Raw genomic sequence first — 19785 nt, forward strand, 5'->3', positions numbered from 1 at the left:
CTTGTTCGTCCTCTTATATTTCCTGTGGGAATATAAATGTTCTTAAACGGTATTTTTAAGAATATGAACTGATCACTACTATCGCTCCACACCTAGCGGCCACGAACCGTTCTCACCAGTGGAATGGGATCAGAACAAACAGGAGAAAGAAAATGACTGCAACCGTGCGTAATTTTGAAGGTCAGGACGACACCAGCATCCTGCGTGAGATTCAAGCTGCTCTGAACGGCCTCAAATTCGGCTCGGTTGAGATCACCGTACACAACGGCCAGGTCGTACAGATTGAGCGCAAAGAGAAGTTCCGCCTTCAGGCTCCGAGTAACAAGAATTCCTGAGCCGGTGTCAGGGGCTGAGCACGATCCAACGCGGGGAAGCATAGAGATGAAGTCAGTGCAGAAATTGAAGCCTAACCACTGTTGTAGCTGCCACTCGCGAATGTGTTTTTGATTGCCAACCTTTGTTTTGCATAACTCAAACAGAATCGAATACGAATACTTAGGAGCTACACCATGTCAATTCGCCGCTTTGCCCTTGCTGCCCTTGCCAGCGCCCTGATCGCCGGCCCCGCAGCCGCTGCAGAAACGCTGCTCAACGTCTCTTATGACCCGACCCGCGAGCTGTATGTCGAGTTCAACGAAGCTTTCAATAAACACTGGCAAGCTGAAGGCCACGAAGCGGTCACTATTCAGCAGTCCCATGGCGGTTCGGGTAAGCAGGCCCGTGCAGTCATTGATGGTTTACGTGCTGACGTGGTGACGCTGGCCCTGGCCGGTGATATCGACGAGCTGCACAATATTGGCAAGCTGATCCCGGAAAACTGGCAGGAGCGCCTGCCGCAGTCCAGCACGCCGTACACCTCAACCATCGTGTTCCTGGTGCGCAAGGGCAACCCAAAAAACATCAAAGATTGGGATGATCTGACCAAACCGGGCGTTGAGGTCATCACACCGAATCCGAAAACTTCCGGCGGCGCGCGTTGGAACTTCCTTGCCGCTTGGGCCTACGCCCAACAGAAATACGGAAGCGAAGAGAAAGCCAAAGAATATGTAGAGAAACTCTACAAACAAGTTCCGGTTTTGGACACGGGGGCTCGTGGCTCGACCATAACCTTTGTAAACAACCAAATTGGTGATGTGCTGCTGGCTTGGGAAAACGAAGCGTTTCTGGCCCTGAAAGAGCAGGGGGGTGAGAACTTCGAGATCGTTGCTCCATCCCTGTCGATTCTGGCTGAGCCGCCGGTTGCCGTGGTGGATGCTAACGTTGAGAAGAAAGGCACCCGCCAGGTGGCTGAAGCCTACCTGAACTACCTGTATAGCGAAGAAGGCCAGCGCATTGCTGCGAAGAACTTTTACCGTCCGCGAAATGAAAAGGTCGCTGCGGAATTCTCCAAGCAATTCCCTGCTCTGAAGCTGGTCACCATTGATAAGGATTTTGGCGGCTGGAAAAGCGCTCAGCCTAAGTTCTTCAACGATGGTGGCGTTTTCGACCAGATCTATCAGGCACATTGATCCATTTCAGCTTGGGCGGTTTGAAATCCACCGCCCATCCCTCCATCAGCCCTGCTGCACTTCACCTCAATTGAGCATGTGTTCTAGGGCTGAATTGTGTGTCTAGCCGTACAAACAGTAAGGACAGGCAATGTCTCGTCGCACTTCCCCCGTCATACCCGGCTTCGGGCTGACGCTGGGTTACACGCTGGTGTACCTCAGCCTGTTGGTGTTGATTCCCCTTGGAGCCATGTTCGTCCACGCTGCCCAGCTAACCTGGGATCAGTTCTGGGCCATTATTTCATCACCGCGTGTATGGGCTGCCCTCAAGCTAAGCTTTGCCACAGCCTTTGCGGCGGCGGCGATCAATGGTGTTATCGGTACGCTGCTGGCTTGGGCGCTGGTGCGCTACACCTTCCCCGGCCGCAAGGTCATCGAGGCGATGATTGATCTGCCCTTTGCACTGCCCACCGCCGTTGCGGGTATTGCACTGACGGCGCTGTACGCACCGAACGGCATGGTTGGGCAACTCGCCACAGCGGTCGGTCTCAAAATTGCCTACACCCCACTCGGTATCACCCTGGCTCTTACCTTTGTGACTTTGCCGTTTGTTGTGCGGACCATACAGCCCGTGTTGGCAGATATTCCCCGCGAAGTGGAAGAGGCAGCGGCTTGCTTGGGGGCTAAGCCATTTCAGGTGTTCCGTTATGTACTTCTGCCAGCTTTGTTGCCTGCGTGGCTGACCGGATTTTCCCTAGCGTTTGCCCGTGGTGTGGGGGAGTACGGATCAGTGATCTTTATTGCTGGCAACATGCCGATGAAGACGGAAATCCTGCCATTAGTGATCATGGTCAAGCTCGATCAATACGACTATCACGGCGCCACCGCTATTGGCGTGCTGATGCTGGTGGTGTCATTCATCCTGCTGCTGCTGATCAACCTGTTGCAGCGCAAAATCGCCAAGTCCTGAGGAGGTCGCTATGTCTTCTGTATCCGTGACAGCCTCGGCCTCGGTCAACGCTGCTCGCCGCGGCCATGCTTGGGGGCGTCGCCTGTTGATCGGCGGGGCCTGGCTGGTCTTTATCCTCTTTCTGCTGCTGCCCTTGTTGGTGGTGATCAGTGAGGCGCTAAAACAGGGCTTCGGCACCTTTTTTACCGCGATTTTTGAACCGGACGCACTCTCGGCCCTGAAGTTGACGCTGTTGGCGGTGGGGATTTCGGTACCGCTGAATCTGGTATTCGGCGTCGCTGCGGCCTGGTGTGTGAGCAAGTACGATTTTCGTGGCAAGAGCATTCTGGTCACACTGATCGACCTGCCGTTCTCGGTCTCGCCGGTGATTGCTGGCCTGATCTATGTACTGCTGTTCGGTGCTCAGGGCTTCTTTGGTGGTTGGCTGCGCGAGCACGATATTCAGATCATCTTCGCTTTGCCGGGCATTGTCTTGGCAACTGTATTTGTCACGGTGCCGTTTGTGGCGCGTGAGCTGATCCCGCTGATGCAGGAGCAGGGCACGCAGGAAGAGGAGGCGGCGCGTCTGCTGGGGGCAAACGGCTGGCAAATGTTCTGGCATGTGACTTTGCCCAATATAAAATGGGGCCTTATCTATGGTGTGGTGCTGTGTACAGCGCGAGCCATGGGCGAGTTTGGGGCTGTATCAGTGGTATCCGGGCACATTCGCGGTTACACCAATACGCTGCCTTTGCATGTAGAGATTCTCTATAACGAATACAATCACGTCGCCGCGTTCAGCGTTGCCAGCCTGTTGTTGCTTCTGGCGCTGTTTATCCTGCTGCTTAAGCAGTGGAGCGAGTCACGCATTAACCGCCTGCGCCACAAGGCAGAGGACGAATAATCATGTCGATTGAAATCACCAACGTCAGCAAGAATTTCAATGCATTCAAAGCGCTGAACAACATTAACCTGAACATCAAAAGTGGTGAGCTGGTTGCCCTGCTGGGGCCTTCGGGCTGCGGGAAAACCACCTTGCTACGCATTATTGCCGGTTTAGAAACCCCTGACACCGGCAGCATTCAGTTCCACGGCGAAGATGTGTCGAACCACGACGTGCGCGATCGCAACGTCGGCTTTGTGTTCCAGCACTACGCGCTGTTCCGTCATATGACTGTGTTCGACAACGTCGCCTTTGGTCTGCGCATGAAGCCCAAGGGCGAGCGGCCGAACGAGAACGTGATCAAGAAAAAGGTTCACGACCTGCTGGAGCTCGTGCAGCTGGATTGGCTGGCAGATCGCTACCCGGAGCAACTTTCCGGTGGTCAGCGTCAACGTATCGCGCTGGCTCGCGCCCTGGCTGTGGAGCCTAAAGTGCTGCTGCTTGATGAGCCGTTCGGTGCACTAGACGCCAAGGTGCGTAAAGAGCTGCGTCGCTGGTTGGCGCGTCTGCATGAAGAGGTGCACCTGACCTCCGTGTTCGTAACTCACGACCAGGAAGAAGCGATGGAAGTGGCCGACCGCATCGTGGTGATGAACAAAGGCGTGGTTGAGCAGATTGGCTCGCCAGGCGAGGTGTATGAAAACCCGGCCAGTGATTTTGTCTATCACTTCCTGGGTGATGCTAACCGCCTCGTCGTCGGCAACGAACAGCACGTGTTGTTCCGCCCGCACGAGATTCATCTGTCCCGCCAGGCCGAAGAGGGTCATCAGGCGGGAGAGGTGCGGGACATCCGTCCGCTAGGGGCGATCACCCGTGTCACATTGAAAGTCGAAGGGCAGAGTGAGCCGATCGAAGCTGAAGTGGCCAAGGATCACCTGACACTGGACAACCTCAGTCGCGGTGAAACGCTCTACTTCAAGCCGAAGTCGCACTATAGGCAGGCTGCAGTGTGATTTGGGAGTGAGCAAAGGTCGGCGCTGCCGGCCTTTTCACTGGGGGGGATCAGTCCGTTCGCTTCAATATTATTTGTGGACTAGAGGGGGAGAGTCTTTCATGTTTGGCAGGCTTAGAAAGTTGATGAGTGCATCAGGCGTCATTGGTCGAGCATAATAATAACCCTGTGCTAGTGTGCAGCCCATTCCGGATAGCTCGTCGTGCTGTTTTTCAGTTTCAACGCCCTCAATTACTAATGAAATATCCAATGCATTAGCAAGATTTATTGCAGACTGAATAATCGACTTGCATCGTGGTTGTTTAGGCGTGCTTTGAACAAATGATGCATCAAGTTTGAGCTGGTTGAATGGTAGCTCACATAATCTCCGAAGCGATGAGTAGCCTGTTCCGAAGTCATCCATTGCTAAACCACAGCCTAAAAGCCGTAAACTTACTAGATTCTCGTAGCTTGTGGCTGGTGCCGAAAGTAAACCGCTTTCGGTAACTTCGAACATCAAGCTGCTAGCAGGTAGCTGGTATTCTGACAGCATTTCTTTGATGTTATCGACTAAAGCTCGGGAAGCTAACTGTGATGGGTGAAGATTGTAGGCAAGCTCCATTTGTCTGCCTCGTAATTGCAGTTGATGCTGCATTTTGCAGCCTTGTTTGAACAACTGGTTAAACAAGGAATTAAATAGATCACCTGATTCGATTAGAGGCATGAATTGACGGGGTGACATAACACCAAACCTAGTATGGTGCCAACGGGCTAATACTTCTGCTCCCTGGACTTCGCCTGTTTGGATGTTAAGTTTGGGCTGGTAGTAGGCGTAAAATTCACTGTTACTCAGTGCGTTGATTGCGTCATCGAGACTTGGCAATTCAAGAAGTTCTGGGAGGGGGACAGGCTGGTGCAGTTCATTCTTTTTGAAGTTCGATAGTAAAGAGTAGAGCTGCTCAGATTGAAGTGGTTTTCCCAAGTCTCCTAGAAAATTCAGTCCCAAATAACCGATCATGCTTGCAACACTGCTGCGCAATGGCTGTTCAACATCACTGCTGATAACTACACCTGCAATCAAACCCAATTGAAAGGCTTGAGATATGAAGCGGGGGCCATCGATGCCAGGCATGTGCAAATCACATATGGCAACGTCTGCTCCTCCCATTTCAGTGAGCTTGCTGATTGCTTCATGTCCGTCGGATGCTTCAATGATTCGATTTACACCAGCATGCTTGAGCGCATTGACGGTCAGCGCCCTTTGAAAGGCATGATCTTCGAGTACCAGTACTGTAAGCGCCTGCATGCTGTTTGCCTCTTTAAATGGAGTACGTTCCATCTTAAAGAGAGATCAAGAGCGCAGTATGTCGGTACATATTGTGTGTGTTGTAAGGAAATACCGATGCGTCCGCCATAAAGAGCCTAGAGGGATACTCAACCAGGAGAACGCTCTAAGGTAGTTATGGCTTGTTCAACGTCATATACTGCTTTCTGCAATGCTAGTACCGCTGCATTTAGTGTCTCAGGGGTTATATCCTGTGATTTCACAATCTTTTCAAGCGTGCTACACGCTTCAATAAGCTGCTCCGCCTGAACAATACGAGCAGCACCGCGTATTCTATGGGCTAGGCTGGCAATCTCCGTCAAATTGAAATTTTCAGTAAGCCGTAACAAATCGTCCATGTCGCTTCGATTACTGCGAACCAGTTCATCCAGTAACTCAAACGCAAGAACCTTATCTCCGCGAGTAAGCTGATACGTTGAGGAGATATTAAATACCTCTGCAGTTGGGGGGCCTTCCTCCTTGGCGGGAGATGGTTTTTGGGGTGTGACGCCACTGGTGCATAGGCTAAGCTCTTCAAGGCTGATTGGTTTGAACAGGCATTTGTTCATGCCAGCGCGCAAACAGCGTTCCTGCTCCTCGGGTTGGGCATTGGCGGTATATCCGAAGATATGGCATGGGGTCAGTTTTCGCCGCGATTCATCTAGTCGAACAGCTTCAGTCAGAGCGTAGCCGCTCATAAGAGGCATATTGCAATCGGTAATGATGAGGTCATAGATCTGCTTCTGCCAGTGTTCGAGAGCGTCTACTCCGTTGTTGGCTTTGGTTACGCGATGCCCCAGAAACTCAAGCTGTTGAGCTAGAAGGAGTAGATTTGCCGGATGGTCATCAACGATCAGGACGTTTAGGGGGGCGGGAACCTCGCCGTTTTCGTCTACGGTGTAAGCTGGTGACACGTCTATCTCTGGCAGGCAACTTAGCGCCAGATCAAATGTAACGACGGTACCGATATCTGGCTCACTAGTTAGATTCAGTGAGCCGCCCATCATTTCGCACAATGAACGACTTATTGTGAGGCCTAATCCAGTTCCTCCACGGATCTGGCCTACGCGCTGACTCGCTTGGGCGAATGGTTTGAATAGGCATACTTGATCTTCTTCGGAAATACCAATACCAGTATCGGCGACAACAACGTTCAGTTTGATTCGGTCCTCTGGAAGTGGTGTACCTTTGATTTTAAGCTGTACTTGGCCTGAATCTGTAAATTTAATGGCGTTGCTGATCAGGTTAGAGATGACTTGCTTGATGCGCACAGGGTCGACGAGCACATCCGTTTTAGCGCCAAATTCGAAGTCGAAGTCCAGCGTTAATGCCAGACCTTTTTGTCTGGCAAGCCCATCAAATACGCGAACGACGGATTCGGCAAGTTCACGTAGGTTTGTTCGCCGGGGCGCAAGATTTAGGCGACCTGACTCGATTCGTACAATATCAAGAATGTCGCCAATCAGTTCCAGCAGCCCTTTTGCTGAATTATAGGCAACTTCAATCGTAGATTGGTCGAATACGCCTTCGGTTGCTCGTTTCTTCAAAGCCAACTCAAGCATGCCAATGACCGCACTCATTGGAGTACGAATTTCGTGGCTCATTGTGGCGAGGAAGGTTGTTTTGGCGCGGCTGGCGTCATCGGCTTGTTTCTTCGCGGCTTGCAGGTCACTAATTAACTGATGTCGCTCACTGATATCAAGCCAACCACAAATTACGCCTTGTACTTCACCATGACGATCCCGGTATGGTTGAATCCAGTGATAGATGTGTAATGTCTGGTTATCAAGGATAACGGTACGGTCTTTGACGATCGCTTCACCGGTTCGTATGGCCTGCATATAGTCCGCATGAAAGTGCTCTGCATCTTCCTGCGCTACGACTCCTTCTTCAATCGCAGTCTTGCCTATGACGTCGTCTTTGCTCAGGTGCAAAGCCGATGTGTAAGACTCGTTACACGTAAGGAGATGACCTCGTTGATCGCGTACGTAGATTGGCAGTGGGGTACCGTCAATCAGTGTACGCATGAACTGTAACTGATCGCTCAATGCATGTTCGGCGTCTTGACGCTGGCGGACTTGTCGGCGCAGCTTGAGGTTCCAAACAAATGCGGCAGAAATAAGAACGCCTACCATAGCTGCTATTTGCAGAATCAGCGTTTGGTAATCTATCCAGCTCGATTCGCGTGTTGCAGAGTTGGCCCGCCAACGTGTATTGATGACGTTCAGCTCATCTGGGGGGAGATCGCGCAGTATCTTGTTGAGAATGGATTCGAGCTCGGTGTCTGCACGTGGCATGGCAAAAGAGAAGACAGCTTTATCTGGACCAATAATCCCCGATATTTTCAGCCCGGAGTCCTTGCTGTGTAGCAGGTAGTATCGAGATACCATCAATGGGGCGATGGCAACATCCGCTCTTCCACTTTTGACATATTCCAGTGTCTCAACAAAGTTGTTAGTTTCGATTAGCCCTATATTCGCACGTGTTGACTTAAGGAGTTCGAGCAAAATATGGCCACTGGGGACGGCAACTTTATATCCATTTAAGCTACGCAGATCATTTATATCATTATTACTGTCTGCTACCACAATGCTGAATGGCATTACAGCAAATGGATTTGTAAAACGCATTGTGGCTTCTCGGCTTACGCTGGGGGATAGTACAGCAAGCTTGGCGTCGTTGTTTTTCAAGGCAGTTGCGATATCACTGCCTTTGTTATATGACCTTGCTGTAAACTTCAGTCCTGTTCGCAAAGTTACAATTTTTAATATATCGGACATGACGCCGCTAAAGTTATCATCTTGGTCGATAAATGCTATAGGTGCCTGATCAATACCTACGGCAACTTTTACTTCAGGATTACGTCTTAGCCAATTAACTTCATTTGTAGATAAGTCAATGGGTTTAGTTATTGATGAGCCCGATCCTCCTCCCCAACGACGTAGTATTTCACGGTTATTGTGACTGCTTATCGATTTAAGTGCGGAGTCTATAATTCTTTTTAATTTTTTATTCTCTTTGCGTAGTGCAAAGCTTGTTCCACCTGAGGAGGTTTGCAATAGTCGCTCAATGGTTACATAGTTGAAGTATTGCTCGTTAATAATTAGGTTTGCTGAATAAGAGTCACCCAGATAGAGGTCGGCTTTGCCAAATGCAAGTGCCGCAAGTGCTTCATGTCTGGATTTATATGTTTCAATTAGAGCATTAGGGAAATATTCACGAATTGTATCAGGTTGAAGGTAATCGTTTGGTGTGGCTATCTTTACGCCTTTAAAGTATTCAGGAAAATTGCGTTTTTCGTTAAGTCGCCTATATAGTGCACTTTGGTCTAGGGCGTAGTTGGCTGTGAGGTCTAAACTATTGTTTTGGACATCAAAAGCGTTGGCGCTGGCAAGGAGGTCAATCGAACCCTCTACCAGTGCTCTTCGGGCTTTCTCTCTGTTGGGGAACACAACAATTTGGAAGGGTATGTCCAGAGATTGGCTCAGGAGGTCTGCATAATCGGCAGTAACGCCCTCATAGTGCTTGCCACTGGTGGTGATATCGAAGGGGCGGTGGTCAGGTGTCGATACTCCTAGAACCAAATGTCCTTTGTTCCTAAGCCAACTCCAATCTGCGTCGTTCAGCGGGACTTTTTCTAAGGCTCTAAGTCCGCTACCTCTAAGCTCAAGATTATGGTTCTCGAGTGCCTGTACAGCTAAACAGGGTAGGGTACATAAACTTAAGATGGCTGCCAGAAGCGACAGTATGTGTTTCATTATGTTTCCGATCAAGTGAATAGGGCACTTTATAATGAGGCTGTTAAATAATCGAGTTGCGTTTTGCAATATCAATTAGCTCTGCAAGATTATCCACTTGCAACTTTGTTATGAGTCGTGTTTTGTATGTGCTGATTGTTTTTTCACTCAATAGCAGTGTTTTAGCAATGTCTCTTATTCGCTGGCCTCTGGCAAGGTATCTTAGGACAGTTAATTCACGTGTTGAAAGCTGTTTTATGGCTTCTGTTTCGTTATCAAAATTATTCGTAGTATTAGAGTTTAAGTTCGGTAGGTGGTTGGTCGGGAAGATTGTATAGCCAGACAAGACAATAGATACTGCTGTAAGGAGACCTTCCATGTCGCCACTCTTGCTGATGAAACCGGCAGCACCTTCTCGTGCGCAGCGTACTGAGTATTGATCAGCGCCCATTCCTGAAAATACTAAAACTTTGAAGTTGTTATCACCCGAGCATAGTCGCTGTAATACCGTTATTCCGTCAATTTGCGGAAGGTCTATGTCAAGTATAATAAGTTGAGGCTTGAGATTTCTTGCCAGAGCGACAACATCAACTCCGCAACTGGCCTCGCCGACTACTTCATGGCCGGCGTTTTCTAAGATCATACGTACTGCCATGCGGACAACGGTATGGTCATCTGCAATAAGTATTCGTGCCATTTTGATATTTCTCAATCCAGTCTTTATTAATGGAGTTTTAGTTTTTATTTAATTTCCTAGATAATAGGTTTTGGTGGATGGTTTATATTTCGATTTTTCAAAAAATCAGATGCCTGTAACATGCAGTATAGGAAAATTCTTACAAAATGTTTAGCCTTGTAGTTGGGGGTTTTGAGAAGTGTTTCTAATAAAAAATATTTTATGCGAAAAAGGTCAATGTTTTTTTGAAGATCATCAGTTTTTGATCTAAGATTTTTGGTCGTTTTTTATTAGGTGTATTTTTGTTAGATTTTGGTTTTTCAATCTGTATTTTCGGTAATTTTTATTAATTAAATTGTCCCTGGTTTCGTAAACGCCTTCAGGCCTCATAATGCGGCTCATTAGGAGAAGCCATGACCAACCCGCGTTATCCCGAAGAGTTCAAAATCGAAGCAGTCAAACAGTTGACCGAATGAGGCCTGTCAGTGGCGGAAGTAGCTGCTTGTTTGGGCATGTCAGCTCATAGCCTGTATGCCTAGGTTAAACGCTACAGCATTCCCCAATAGCAGCGTGCACAAAAGGACGATTAACAAGCTGAGCTGCGTCGTCTTGCCGAACTTAAGCGCGTGACCGGAGAGCGAGACATCCTAAAAAGGCGGCTGTAGGTTCAACTAGCTATCCGCTGACTATTCGGTTCGCCGCCTGTGCCTGATGCTGGAAGTACATACCCTCGGTTACGGCGCGTGGTTGGCAGAACCGAAATCGGTACGAGCCAAGGATAATCAGTGCCTGCTTGGACTGATCAAGCAGGGTGGCTAGAGAGCAGCGGTGTGAACGGCTCCCGCAAAATCCACGACGATCTGCGTGAGCAGGGAGAAGCATGCGGCAAACATCGTGTTGCTTGACGAATGCGCGTGGAAGGGCTGTGATCACTGACTTGGTATTGTCGTCGGCCAGGCTACTATGGTGGTAAGCCGCCAGCGCTTCACCGAATCATCTGGAGCGCCGATTCAATGTCATCCAACCTAATAAGGTCTGGGTAACGGACATTACCTACATCCGCACCTATGAGTGCTTGCTGTATTTGGAGATGGTGCTCATTCTTTTCTCGTGGCAGGTAATCGTTTGGTCAGTGAAACCGCAGATAACCAGCGACATGACAATTGATAGGCTGCTGATGGCAGCTCGGTGTCGTAAGCCAAAGCAGGAGGTGATGATTTACTCAGATCAGGGGAGCCAGTTCAGATGCAGCGATTGGCAAGGCTTCCTGAAAGCCATCAACTTGCTTGGCAGCCTGAGTCGGCGCGGCAACTGCCATTACAATGCAGTAGCGGAAAGCTTTTTCCAGTTGCTGAAGCGTGAACGGATCAGGCGAACAATCTATAGCACTAGGTAGGGCGCACGCGCTGATGTGTTCGAGTACATCGGGATGTTTTACAGCCCATAATGCTTACACGGTTTCAACAACCAGCTGTCACAGGTAGAGTTTGAGAGGAAACATTTACAGAGTCTGGAAAGTTCCTAAGAAATTTGGTGGGGTTTATACTTAAAAGAAATATATTAAAATAGAAATAGCTTGAAAGGCATGCAAAATTAAAGATTGGCCCTTTCAAGGTAATTTATATAATGCGGTATCGATTATTTATCTATTTATTGTTTGGTATATGTGTATTTGCAGTGTTAACATCCATGCGCGAATTAAATTCAAAATTATCAAAGTAACTCATCCAACCTGTCATAAAGGCCAGTATCCAAGCGCAGGTAGTTAAAATAAATTCACGCCAGGTCATAACTCTACCTCAAAAAACTAAAACCGAACTTATTTATTTCATCAAATAGTATGTGTCTAATCTGCTCCGTCACAGATAAAATAATATCTGCAAAATTTTATATATGCCAAAATCAAATATCATTCAATTTTAATGGGTAAATAGTCCGGTAATGACGCTGCTCACATCGGTGAGCTATTTAAAATATATTGGTTTCAATATGAATAATTCTGAAGTTGATAGATGAAAATATCAGGCCCATGAATAAATTTCATCCAGTAAAACCGGTAACCAAAGTCGTGATTACCGGAAAGGATAAATAATAATGATTAAATTTTATTGATCTACTAACACCTGTATCTGGCGTTTTTGATCCCCTTTAACTGGGGTATAAGACTGATTAGAAGCCCCGGAAATGTTTATGAATGAACCACTTCCAATTGCCGACTCTATCTGCCATTGGTAAGTCAAGCCGGTACAAGCGCCCTCACAGATAACGCTTGCCGACAAAGCCTGACCAACTTTCGGTGCACCATCAACAAGCCCGTCAATAACCACACTCAGTGGAGCACCCTCAGCAGTCACAGGAATCTCAGTACCACCTTGACCTGCTCCTGGTACTGATCCGTCCAATACGGCCAGTGTCTCCAGCGACTGGTAGGGGTCTGTTGTGCTGGGATCAGTTTTAGCTACAGCCTTAACAGTAATACTTTTTCCCAAGTGTTCGGAGTTTATTATCAACTCAGTACCAGTGCCGATTGGAGTGGAACCTGCAAACCATTGATATGTAGCCTCAACCACCTCGTCGCCATCAGTGTCGCTTACATCGGTTGAGAGGTTCCAGCTAATATGCAGTGCATCGCCTGTATTTACGATGCCATTGCTGTCACTATCAATAAAGCTGATGATAGCTGGGTTGGTAACAACTGGTGCTGCACCCTTAACTGTGGAGGTCGGACTAGAAGTAATCTCAGCCAATGCGCAAGCAGTAAAAGACATTCCGGCAGCTAGAGTAATTAGCTTACGGTAATTTTTAAATGTAAAAAATTTCATGTTATCCATCCTCAGAATCATTTATATATCCTGATCTGAACAATCAGCCTAATCGGCTGCAGACAAATCACCCTATTTAAAAAATGAGTTCGTCAAGACAGCCAAATAAATTTATCGGCGACCTCAATGAAATCTTGGTCATTTTGATAGGTCGAAGAATGATTCCGTAGAGGTTTTTTCCGATCGCAATGTAAGGAAATTCTGAAAATAATAAAATCGTCGCAGTGCTCACATGCTGATTTGTTTAAATAAATTTTTTGACCCCGCTTAACTTGAAGCTAATAACCAAAAATCACCAGCAGCTCAGTGAAACTTGTGTACTCACTAGAGAACCCTTGGCAATCACCAATTTAGGTTTGAGAAGAAGCCTTGATTGCTAACCAACTCAATCAACAGAGGCGACGGTCGCCAGAATAGGGGATCTGTTGTTGCGTACTGCGAAATGCCAGCCAATATTTGATCCACTCCCTCTCTGTCGGCATACCACATTGGCCCACCTTTATAACGAGGGAATCCATAGCCATTGAGCAAAGTCACGTCCACATCCGATGGCCGCAGAGCAATACCCTCTTGCACAACATTAGCACCCTCATTAATCATGGCCGCGAGGTAGCGCTCAATAATTTCTCGGTTACTAAATGCTTTAGGCAGAATGCCAGCTTCAGCGCGCACCTCTCTGAGTATTCCATCTAGCTCTGGGTTAACTCGCCCTGCCTTGGCACCTTTCTCATACACGTAGTAACCCATTCCGGTCTTTTGACCAAACCAGCCCTGCTCACACAGTTTGTCGGCCACACTGACATAACGCAGTCGCGGATCTCGTAATGGCGCCTTACGCTTACGCGTAGCCCAACTGATGTCCCCTCCGGCAAGATCAACCACCTGAAACGGCCCCATTGGGAAACCGAATTCACGGATGGCCTCGTCGATCTGATAGGGGCTGGCGCCATCCAGCATCATCAACTCAGCAGCCTCGCGGTACACCGCCAGCATACGGTTGCCGATAAAACCATCACACATCCCTGCACGCACGGGGGTTTTCTTCAGGGATTTAGCTAGGCTAAATGCCGTCGCTACGGTTCGGCTGTTAGCATTCTCCGGCACGACCACCTCAACCAGCTTCATGATGTTGGCCGGCGAGAAAAAGTGAATGCCAATTACGCGCCCAGGGTTGGAAAGCCCCTGAGACATCTCGTTAATGTCCAGATAGGACGTATTGGTGACGAGAATAGTGTCCGCCCGACAGAACTGATCAAGTTGGGCAAGCAGCGCTTTCTTTACCGCCATGTCCTCAAAGACGGCCTCGATGACCATGTCGGTATCAGCAAGCACGGCGAAATCTATGTGGCAGCTTAGTCGGGACAGGCGTATGTCCTTTTCTGACCCGCTGATGCGCTGGCGATCCTGTAGTTTTTGATACGTATTGGCGATGGCATTTCTACCTCGCTCAAGGAAAGTCTGTCCACGCTCCATCAACAGCACGTCATACCCGGCATCCAGAAGCGCGACGCTGATACCAACCCCCATCGTACCAGCACCTATGACTGCAATTTTTTTCAGCGCCGCTGGGCTCGCCTGGCTGGCCTCAGGAACTTTGCTAGAAGCTTTCTCTGCTAAAAACGCATGAACTAATGCGGAGCGCTGAGGACTCTCAATGCATTTATTGAACAATTCACGCTCTGTTTTCAAACCTTCATCGAAAGGCAAATCCAGCGCTGCCTGAACGGCTTCAACAATTTTCTCCGGGGAAAAAAGCCCCTTGTTTTTCAGTTTGGTCTGCCTGACCTGTTCAATCTCAACGCGGGCCGTTGCAGCATCAGCCAATGCCTGGGCATCGCGCGTTTTACGCACCGGCTGTCCGCTACTGACGAGTTGCTGCGCATATATAAGTGCTGACTGGAGAAGCTCCTCGTTACTGCAAACCTTATCCACAAGACCGGACGCCAATGGCTGATCTGCCGTGACAGGACGTCCACTCAGCATCAACTCCAGTGCAACGCCTGCACCGACCAAGCGTGGCAAACGCTGGGTTCCGCCTGCTCCGGGCAGTAAGCCCAGGTTGACCTCTGGCAGCCCCAGTTTGGCCGAGGCAGTGGCAACCCTGAAATGGGAGGCTAAAGCCAGTTCAAGCCCTCCTCCCAAGCAAGATCCTTTGATGGCTGCAATCACCGGTTTTCTGCTGTTCTCCAGACGATTACAGAGTTCGCTCAGGTTGGGCCCTACAACCTGCCCAAACTCGCGAATATCGGCCCCACCGCAAAAGTGTTTGCCCGCACCGTGCAGGATGATGGCCTCAACAGCAGTATTGCGCTCAACTGTATCCAGCGCATCCGCTATCCCTTGCTTAACGACCGCACTAAGGGCATTAACGGGAGGATTAACAATCTCCAGAACAGCGATAGCGCCATCCAGAGTAACGTCAACGCGGGCAGGAGAATATGCAGAAGCAGCTGCGTGATCGTGAACGCTCATTTTAATCACCGGTGTACCGTGTTTTTACAGGAAGCGGGTGTCGGTGAAGCACCAACACCCTTTTGATCAGGCCGCTCAGGCCAGGCGAGGACTGCTTGCAGGCGTGGGACTCTCAGCAGATTCAACCGCAGTACCACCGGTGATATCGTGCGCATCAGCCTGCTCAGCTGTGGACAACTCACTGGCCCGGTGCCCGGTTTTCTGCAACAGCAGCAAAGTGCAAACCAATGAAACAACTGCGTAGCTACCCGCAGTTATTGCCACCCAGAAAATTTCACCGGTTGAATTAAGAATCCACTGCGCCAACACCGGTGTGCCGCCACCAATCAGCAGCGAACAGAGCTGGTAGGCAAGTGACAGGCCTGTGTAGCGAATCCGGGTAGGGAATGCACGGGCAAGAATGCCGCCAACAGCGCCGTAGAACATGGCATGAGGGATAGTTGCCAAGGCCATGCCGAGAGCGGCAATCCAGTAGATTTTGGTTTCAATGCTAAAAAACATGAGCGGCATAAAGACCAGCTCAGGGATAAGCATGATCAGAACGGCTTTGCGCATGTCTATTTTAGATGTCAGCCAGGCACCGATCGGCTGTGAAATAAACTGAACAATAAGCGCAATAATGATGATGCTTAAAAAAGTATCCTGCGAATATCCAAGCGCTTTTGTAGCCCACGATACTGCGAACGTTGTCTTGAAATAAGTAACATGAATTACGGGCAGTACCAAAGCCCCGATCAATACAAGTCTCCAGTGATCGCGAAGCACTTCGATGACCGGCATTTTTACTGTCTTTTTTTCCTTGATCAGCTTTTTCATGTCATCCGTTTCTTCCAGTCTCAAACGGATAACCATGCCGACAATAACCAGAGCAGCAGACAGTAAAAATGGAACTCGCCACCCCCAACTTACAAACTCCGGTGTGGGGATTGAACTCAATGCAAAGAAAACCAGTGTGGCCAACAAATTGCCCGTTGGTGACCCCTGCTGAGCAAACGCCGAATAGAGAATACCTTTACCTTTAGGCGCCTGCTCGCTGGCAATTAAAACCGCCCCGCCCCATTCGCCGCCTACGGCGACTCCTTGGATTATCCGTAGAAATACCAGAAGAACCGGCGCCCAGTAGCCGATTGAGTCGTAGGCCGGCAGCAGGCCAATACCGGTTGTCGCAACCCCCATCATGACCAGGGTAATCACCAGTGTGGTTTTACGCCCGATTTTGTCACCGAGGTGACCGAAAATAAGCCCCCCCAGAGGCCGGGCGATAAAGCCCGACCAGAGCGTTAAAAATGCCAGAAGAGTTGCTACACCAGGGTCTAGATCTGAAGGGAAAAATATCTTCCCAAAAACCAATGCAGCTGCAAAACCATATATATAAAAGTCATACCACTCGATGGTGGTACCGATGAATGAGGCAATACCAGCCTTTCGTGCTTTAGCTGATTGTATTTTGTAATCAGATTCCGCTGCTCTGTTCATACGCTAGACTCGTTATTGTTTTCATTAGCACGACCGTGCATTTAAAACACTGCACAGCATCAGGGTTGAACGAGTCTAGATAGGAGTTTTAGAAATAAATAATCTTTAAATTTTATCGTTCAATAAGCAAATACCCATCCTGTTAGAAATACTCTTTAATCAATTGATACAGCGTGAACAATCATATAAACGACCATAAATATTTCAGATCAGTCTGTAACTTTCGACTCACCAGGCAGGCATTGCCGTAAGGTGCCCAGAAAGTCCTTCGCGGCTTGCGAGGCTGCGCCATCCATATAGATCGCATGCGTCTCGGATCTGACATCAGGGCGCTCAATTTCCACATAGCGGACATCTGCAGGCCAAGCATCAGCGAGTGTCTGCGGCACCAGGGCCACTCCCATGCCCAGCCCCACCATGGTGATAATCGTCTGCCAAAGACGGGCCTCATGACGAATGATCGGACTGAACCCTGAACTGACACAAAGCGCTACGATCAGATCGTGATAATGCGGAGATGACGCACGGGGGAACATGATGAAACCATCGTTGTTCAACTCTGAAAGTGTCAGACGGCAGCTCCCTGCCAGCGGGTGACTTTCCGGCAGGCAAGCAATGAACGGGTCCGTCATCAGCAACTCCGAAGCAATGCCCGGTGAGATCCTCCCCCAGTGAACCAGCCCCAGGTCAATCTGCCCCCGTTGCAAAGCATGGGCCTGCTCAGCGGTGTTCATCTCTACCAGCACCACCTCTATGCCTGGGTTCTCTTGCTGGAAACACGCAATGGCCTCTGGGAGCCCACGGTGCAGCATCGAGTTCACAAAACCGATACGCAGCCTGCCACTGAGTCCCTGTGAAGATCTCAGGGTCAGGCGCTTTACCTGCTCAAGCTGAACCAGCAATGTACGACTTTCGCTCAGCAGGGTTTCGCCAGCACTGGTCAGCTTGACCGATTTGTTGTTGCGGATCAGGAGCTGCACACCCAGCTGCTCTTCCAGCTTCTTGATGTCGAAACTCAAAGCAGGTTGCGAGATGAAAAGTCGTGCGGCAGCGCGACCAAAATGCAGTTCTTCGGCGACGGCAATGAAATAACGAAGCTGTTTAAAGTCCATTTCCCGCATTCCTTTGATCAGAATTTCTTATCGTAAGCCCATTTAATTGTATTGGAAGCTTATCGGTAGCAAACCTAGCATCCGGTCACATGTGAGCAATCAGGAGCACCACAATGACCGATATAAGCGCCGTTTCGCTCGAAACACCCTCCAACATCCCAGACAGCTACGGTCTTAACCTATATCAGGCTGACATGGCTCTCGAACGTCTCTTGTCCGTCTATCTAAGTGCTAATGAACTGGACCAATGGCGATCCGTTCTGACCAATCTTGGCGCCAGGGCCGGGAGTGAACTAGATGCGCTCGCCCTGTCAGCGGACAAGAACCCGCCCGCACTGTCTTATCGCAGCCGGGCTGGCGCGGATATACAGACAATTCTTAAACATCCGGACTACATTGCCCTGGAGAAAGTGGCCTACGCAGAGCTGGGCCTGTCCTCCATGAGCCATATCCCGAACGGTCCGGTTCCGCTGGTGAAGTACGCACTGACCTATCTGTTCGTACAGGCTGAGTTTGGCCTGTGCTGCCCAGTGAGCATGACTGACTCGCTGACCCGCACCCTGCGCAAGTACGGTGATCCAGAGCTGGTTGCTCGCTATCTGCCCTCACTGACCAGTCGTGACTTCGATGAGCTGTTTCAGGGCGCCATGTTCATGACCGAACAGGATGCCGGCTCCGATGTTTCCGCCATTACCACCCTGGCCCGCAACGAAGATGGCCAGTGGAAGCTGTATGGCGATAAGTGGTTCTGCTCAAACCCGGATGCCGACCTAGCGATGGTACTAGCTCGGGTGGAGGGCTCACCAGCCGGTCTCAAGGGCGTCAGCTTGTTCCTGCTGCCCAAGCACCGTGAAGACGGCACACACAACGACTACCGGATCGTGCGCCTGAAAGACAAGCTGGGAACCCGCTCAATGGCCAGCGGCGAGATCAGCCTACAAGGTGCAACAGCCTACCTGATAGGTGAGCAAGGACGCGGCTTTCAGCAAATGGCCGACATGATCAACATGTCACGCCTTTCCAACGGCGTGCGCTCCGCCGGGATGATGCGCCGCGCCCTTACCGAGGCGCTATTTATCGCCCGTAACCGCAAAGCGTTCGGTAAGCACTTGGTCGATATGCCGCTGATGCAGCGCCAACTGTTGAAAATGATGCTGCCTACCGAGCAGGCCCGCTCCATGTTTATGCACATAGCGACTCTGCTGACCAAAGCCGACAAAGGCGATGAACAGGCACAAAAATGTGTTCGCATCCTCACCCCGATGATCAAATTTAGGGCCTGCCGTGACGCCCGCAAGGTCACCGGTGACGCAATGGAAGTGCGCGGTGGTGTGGGCTACATCGAAGAATGGAGCGATGCCCGCCTAGTGCGTGACTCCCACCTTGGCTCCATCTGGGAAGGCACCAGCAACATCGTGGCCTTGGATATCGCCCGTGCACACACACGGGAATCCGCACTAGATCCTCTGAATCACTACTTGCAAGGGTTGTTGGATGAATGCGGAGGCCGTTTACCTGCTGAAACCCAAGCACGTCTACAAGCGGTTCTTGTACGAGCAGTGGCTGGCATGAAGTACATGGTCGAAAACCAGTTCAATGAAGACGTTCGACGGGCTGGCAGTGCGCTTTACAACATCACTTCCGCGATCTTCATGGCATGGGAGGCGGTGCAGGCACCCGACCACCGCCGCCTTGCACTGGTCCATCTGATTCTGCAACACAAGCTACTCCCCCGTGATCCCCTGGTGCCTGGGTACACGTCCGAACAACTGGCAATCCTTGCTCAAGTTGCTAACGAGCAGAACATTTCACTAAGCGAAGCACTCATGTTGCTTCCTGCCTGAACCGGATAAGGA

Annotated in this window: 13 protein-coding genes and 1 pseudogene; 7 read left to right on the forward strand and 7 right to left on the reverse strand. The window is 49.8% G+C overall.

Annotated features, from left to right (window positions below):
* Nucleotides 1–152 precede the first annotated feature (152 nt).
* The 5 genes from oscA to WG219_04840 all read left to right on the forward strand — a co-directional run bounded on the left by oscA (nt 153) and on the right by WG219_04840 (nt 4332).
* Nucleotides 153–335 (forward strand): sulfur starvation response protein OscA, encoded by a 183-nt coding sequence (gene oscA, locus WG219_04820; protein ID WXL26807.1) that lies wholly within the window; start codon nt 153–155, stop codon nt 333–335.
* A gap of 174 nt (nt 336–509) precedes the next feature.
* Nucleotides 510–1508 (forward strand): sulfate ABC transporter substrate-binding protein, encoded by a 999-nt coding sequence (locus WG219_04825; protein WXL26808.1) that lies wholly within the window; start codon nt 510–512, stop codon nt 1506–1508.
* 130 nt (nt 1509–1638) lie between these two features.
* The gene (gene cysT, locus WG219_04830) at nt 1639–2457 is read left to right on the forward strand and encodes a sulfate ABC transporter permease subunit CysT (protein ID WXL26809.1); all 819 of its coding nucleotides are present in this window, start codon (nt 1639–1641) and stop codon (nt 2455–2457) included.
* 10 nt (nt 2458–2467) lie between these two features.
* A complete protein-coding gene (cysW, locus tag WG219_04835) occupies nt 2468–3340 on the forward strand; it encodes a sulfate ABC transporter permease subunit CysW (GenBank protein ID WXL26810.1) in 873 nt (290 codons plus the stop codon).
* A 2-nt stretch (nt 3341–3342) separates the two neighbouring features.
* Nucleotides 3343–4332, forward strand: a complete 990-nt coding sequence (locus WG219_04840; GenBank protein ID WXL26811.1) for a sulfate ABC transporter ATP-binding protein — start codon at nt 3343–3345, stop codon at nt 4330–4332.
* A 69-nt stretch (nt 4333–4401) separates the two neighbouring features.
* Here the strand turns inward: WG219_04840 and WG219_04845 are convergent, their stop codons facing one another.
* The 3 genes from WG219_04845 to WG219_04855 form a co-directional block, all read right to left on the reverse strand.
* The gene (locus tag WG219_04845) at nt 4402–5649 is read right to left on the reverse strand and encodes an EAL domain-containing response regulator (protein ID WXL26812.1); all 1248 of its coding nucleotides are present in this window, start codon (nt 5647–5649) and stop codon (nt 4402–4404) included.
* 95 nt (nt 5650–5744) lie between these two features.
* A complete protein-coding gene (locus tag WG219_04850) occupies nt 5745–9392 on the reverse strand; it encodes a transporter substrate-binding domain-containing protein (protein WXL26813.1) in 3648 nt (1215 codons plus the stop codon).
* Nucleotides 9393–9435: 43 nt separating this feature from the next.
* Nucleotides 9436–10068 carry a response regulator transcription factor gene (locus tag WG219_04855; protein WXL26814.1) on the reverse strand — a complete coding sequence of 211 codons (633 nt, stop codon included), beginning with the start codon at nt 10066–10068 and terminating at the stop codon, nt 9436–9438.
* A gap of 392 nt (nt 10069–10460) precedes the next feature.
* Here WG219_04855 and WG219_04860 point away from each other — a divergent pair.
* Nucleotides 10461–11572: pseudogene (locus WG219_04860) on the forward strand (IS3 family transposase).
* 580 nt (nt 11573–12152) lie between these two features.
* Here the strand turns inward: WG219_04860 and WG219_04865 are convergent.
* From WG219_04865 to WG219_04880, 4 genes are all read right to left on the reverse strand, one after another.
* A complete protein-coding gene (locus tag WG219_04865; protein WXL26815.1) occupies nt 12153–12869 on the reverse strand; it encodes a ZirU family protein in 717 nt (238 codons plus the stop codon).
* Nucleotides 12870–13211: 342 nt separating this feature from the next.
* Nucleotides 13212–15341, reverse strand: coding sequence for a 3-hydroxyacyl-CoA dehydrogenase NAD-binding domain-containing protein (locus WG219_04870; protein ID WXL26816.1), 2130 nt, complete (start codon nt 15339–15341; stop codon nt 13212–13214).
* Between the two features lie 75 nt (nt 15342–15416).
* Nucleotides 15417–16817, reverse strand: a complete 1401-nt coding sequence (locus tag WG219_04875) for an MFS transporter (protein ID WXL26817.1) — start codon at nt 16815–16817, stop codon at nt 15417–15419.
* A gap of 209 nt (nt 16818–17026) precedes the next feature.
* Nucleotides 17027–17929 (reverse strand): LysR substrate-binding domain-containing protein, encoded by a 903-nt coding sequence (locus WG219_04880; protein ID WXL26818.1) that lies wholly within the window; start codon nt 17927–17929, stop codon nt 17027–17029.
* A gap of 113 nt (nt 17930–18042) precedes the next feature.
* On the opposite strand from WG219_04880, the gene WG219_04885 reads away from it, so the two are divergent.
* The gene (locus WG219_04885; GenBank protein WXL26819.1) at nt 18043–19773 is read left to right on the forward strand and encodes an acyl-CoA dehydrogenase family protein; all 1731 of its coding nucleotides are present in this window, start codon (nt 18043–18045) and stop codon (nt 19771–19773) included.
* Nucleotides 19774–19785: the final 12 nt, after the last annotated feature.

Origin of the sequence: Pseudomonas mendocina (assembly GCA_037482215.1) — a bacterium.
In the GTDB taxonomy this organism is placed as follows: Bacteria; Pseudomonadota; Gammaproteobacteria; order Pseudomonadales; family Pseudomonadaceae; genus Aquipseudomonas; species Aquipseudomonas mendocina_E.

Bases quoted from the DNA above. Each gene is read 5' to 3' on its own strand.
- cysW (WXL26810.1), top strand. From the start codon at position 2,468: ATGTCTTCTGTATCCGTGACAGCCTCGGCCTCGGTCAACGCTGCTCGC.
- cysT (WXL26809.1), top strand. From the start codon at position 1,639: ATGTCTCGTCGCACTTCCCCCGTCATACCCGGCTTCGGGCTGACGCTG.
- WG219_04825 (WXL26808.1), top strand. From the start codon at position 510: ATGTCAATTCGCCGCTTTGCCCTTGCTGCCCTTGCCAGCGCCCTGATC.
- oscA (WXL26807.1), top strand. From the start codon at position 153: ATGACTGCAACCGTGCGTAATTTTGAAGGTCAGGACGACACCAGCATC.
- WG219_04845 (WXL26812.1), bottom strand. From the start codon at position 5,649: ATGGAACGTACTCCATTTAAAGAGGCAAACAGCATGCAGGCGCTTACA.
- WG219_04870 (WXL26816.1), bottom strand. From the start codon at position 15,341: ATGAGCGTTCACGATCACGCAGCTGCTTCTGCATATTCTCCTGCCCGC.
- WG219_04850 (WXL26813.1), bottom strand. From the start codon at position 9,392: ATGAAACACATACTGTCGCTTCTGGCAGCCATCTTAAGTTTATGTACC.
- WG219_04855 (WXL26814.1), bottom strand. From the start codon at position 10,068: ATGGCACGAATACTTATTGCAGATGACCATACCGTTGTCCGCATGGCA.
- WG219_04880 (WXL26818.1), bottom strand. From the start codon at position 17,929: ATGGACTTTAAACAGCTTCGTTATTTCATTGCCGTCGCCGAAGAACTG.
- WG219_04875 (WXL26817.1), bottom strand. From the start codon at position 16,817: ATGAACAGAGCAGCGGAATCTGATTACAAAATACAATCAGCTAAAGCA.
- WG219_04840 (WXL26811.1), top strand. From the start codon at position 3,343: ATGTCGATTGAAATCACCAACGTCAGCAAGAATTTCAATGCATTCAAA.
- WG219_04885 (WXL26819.1), top strand. From the start codon at position 18,043: ATGACCGATATAAGCGCCGTTTCGCTCGAAACACCCTCCAACATCCCA.
- WG219_04865 (WXL26815.1), bottom strand. From the start codon at position 12,869: ATGAAATTTTTTACATTTAAAAATTACCGTAAGCTAATTACTCTAGCT.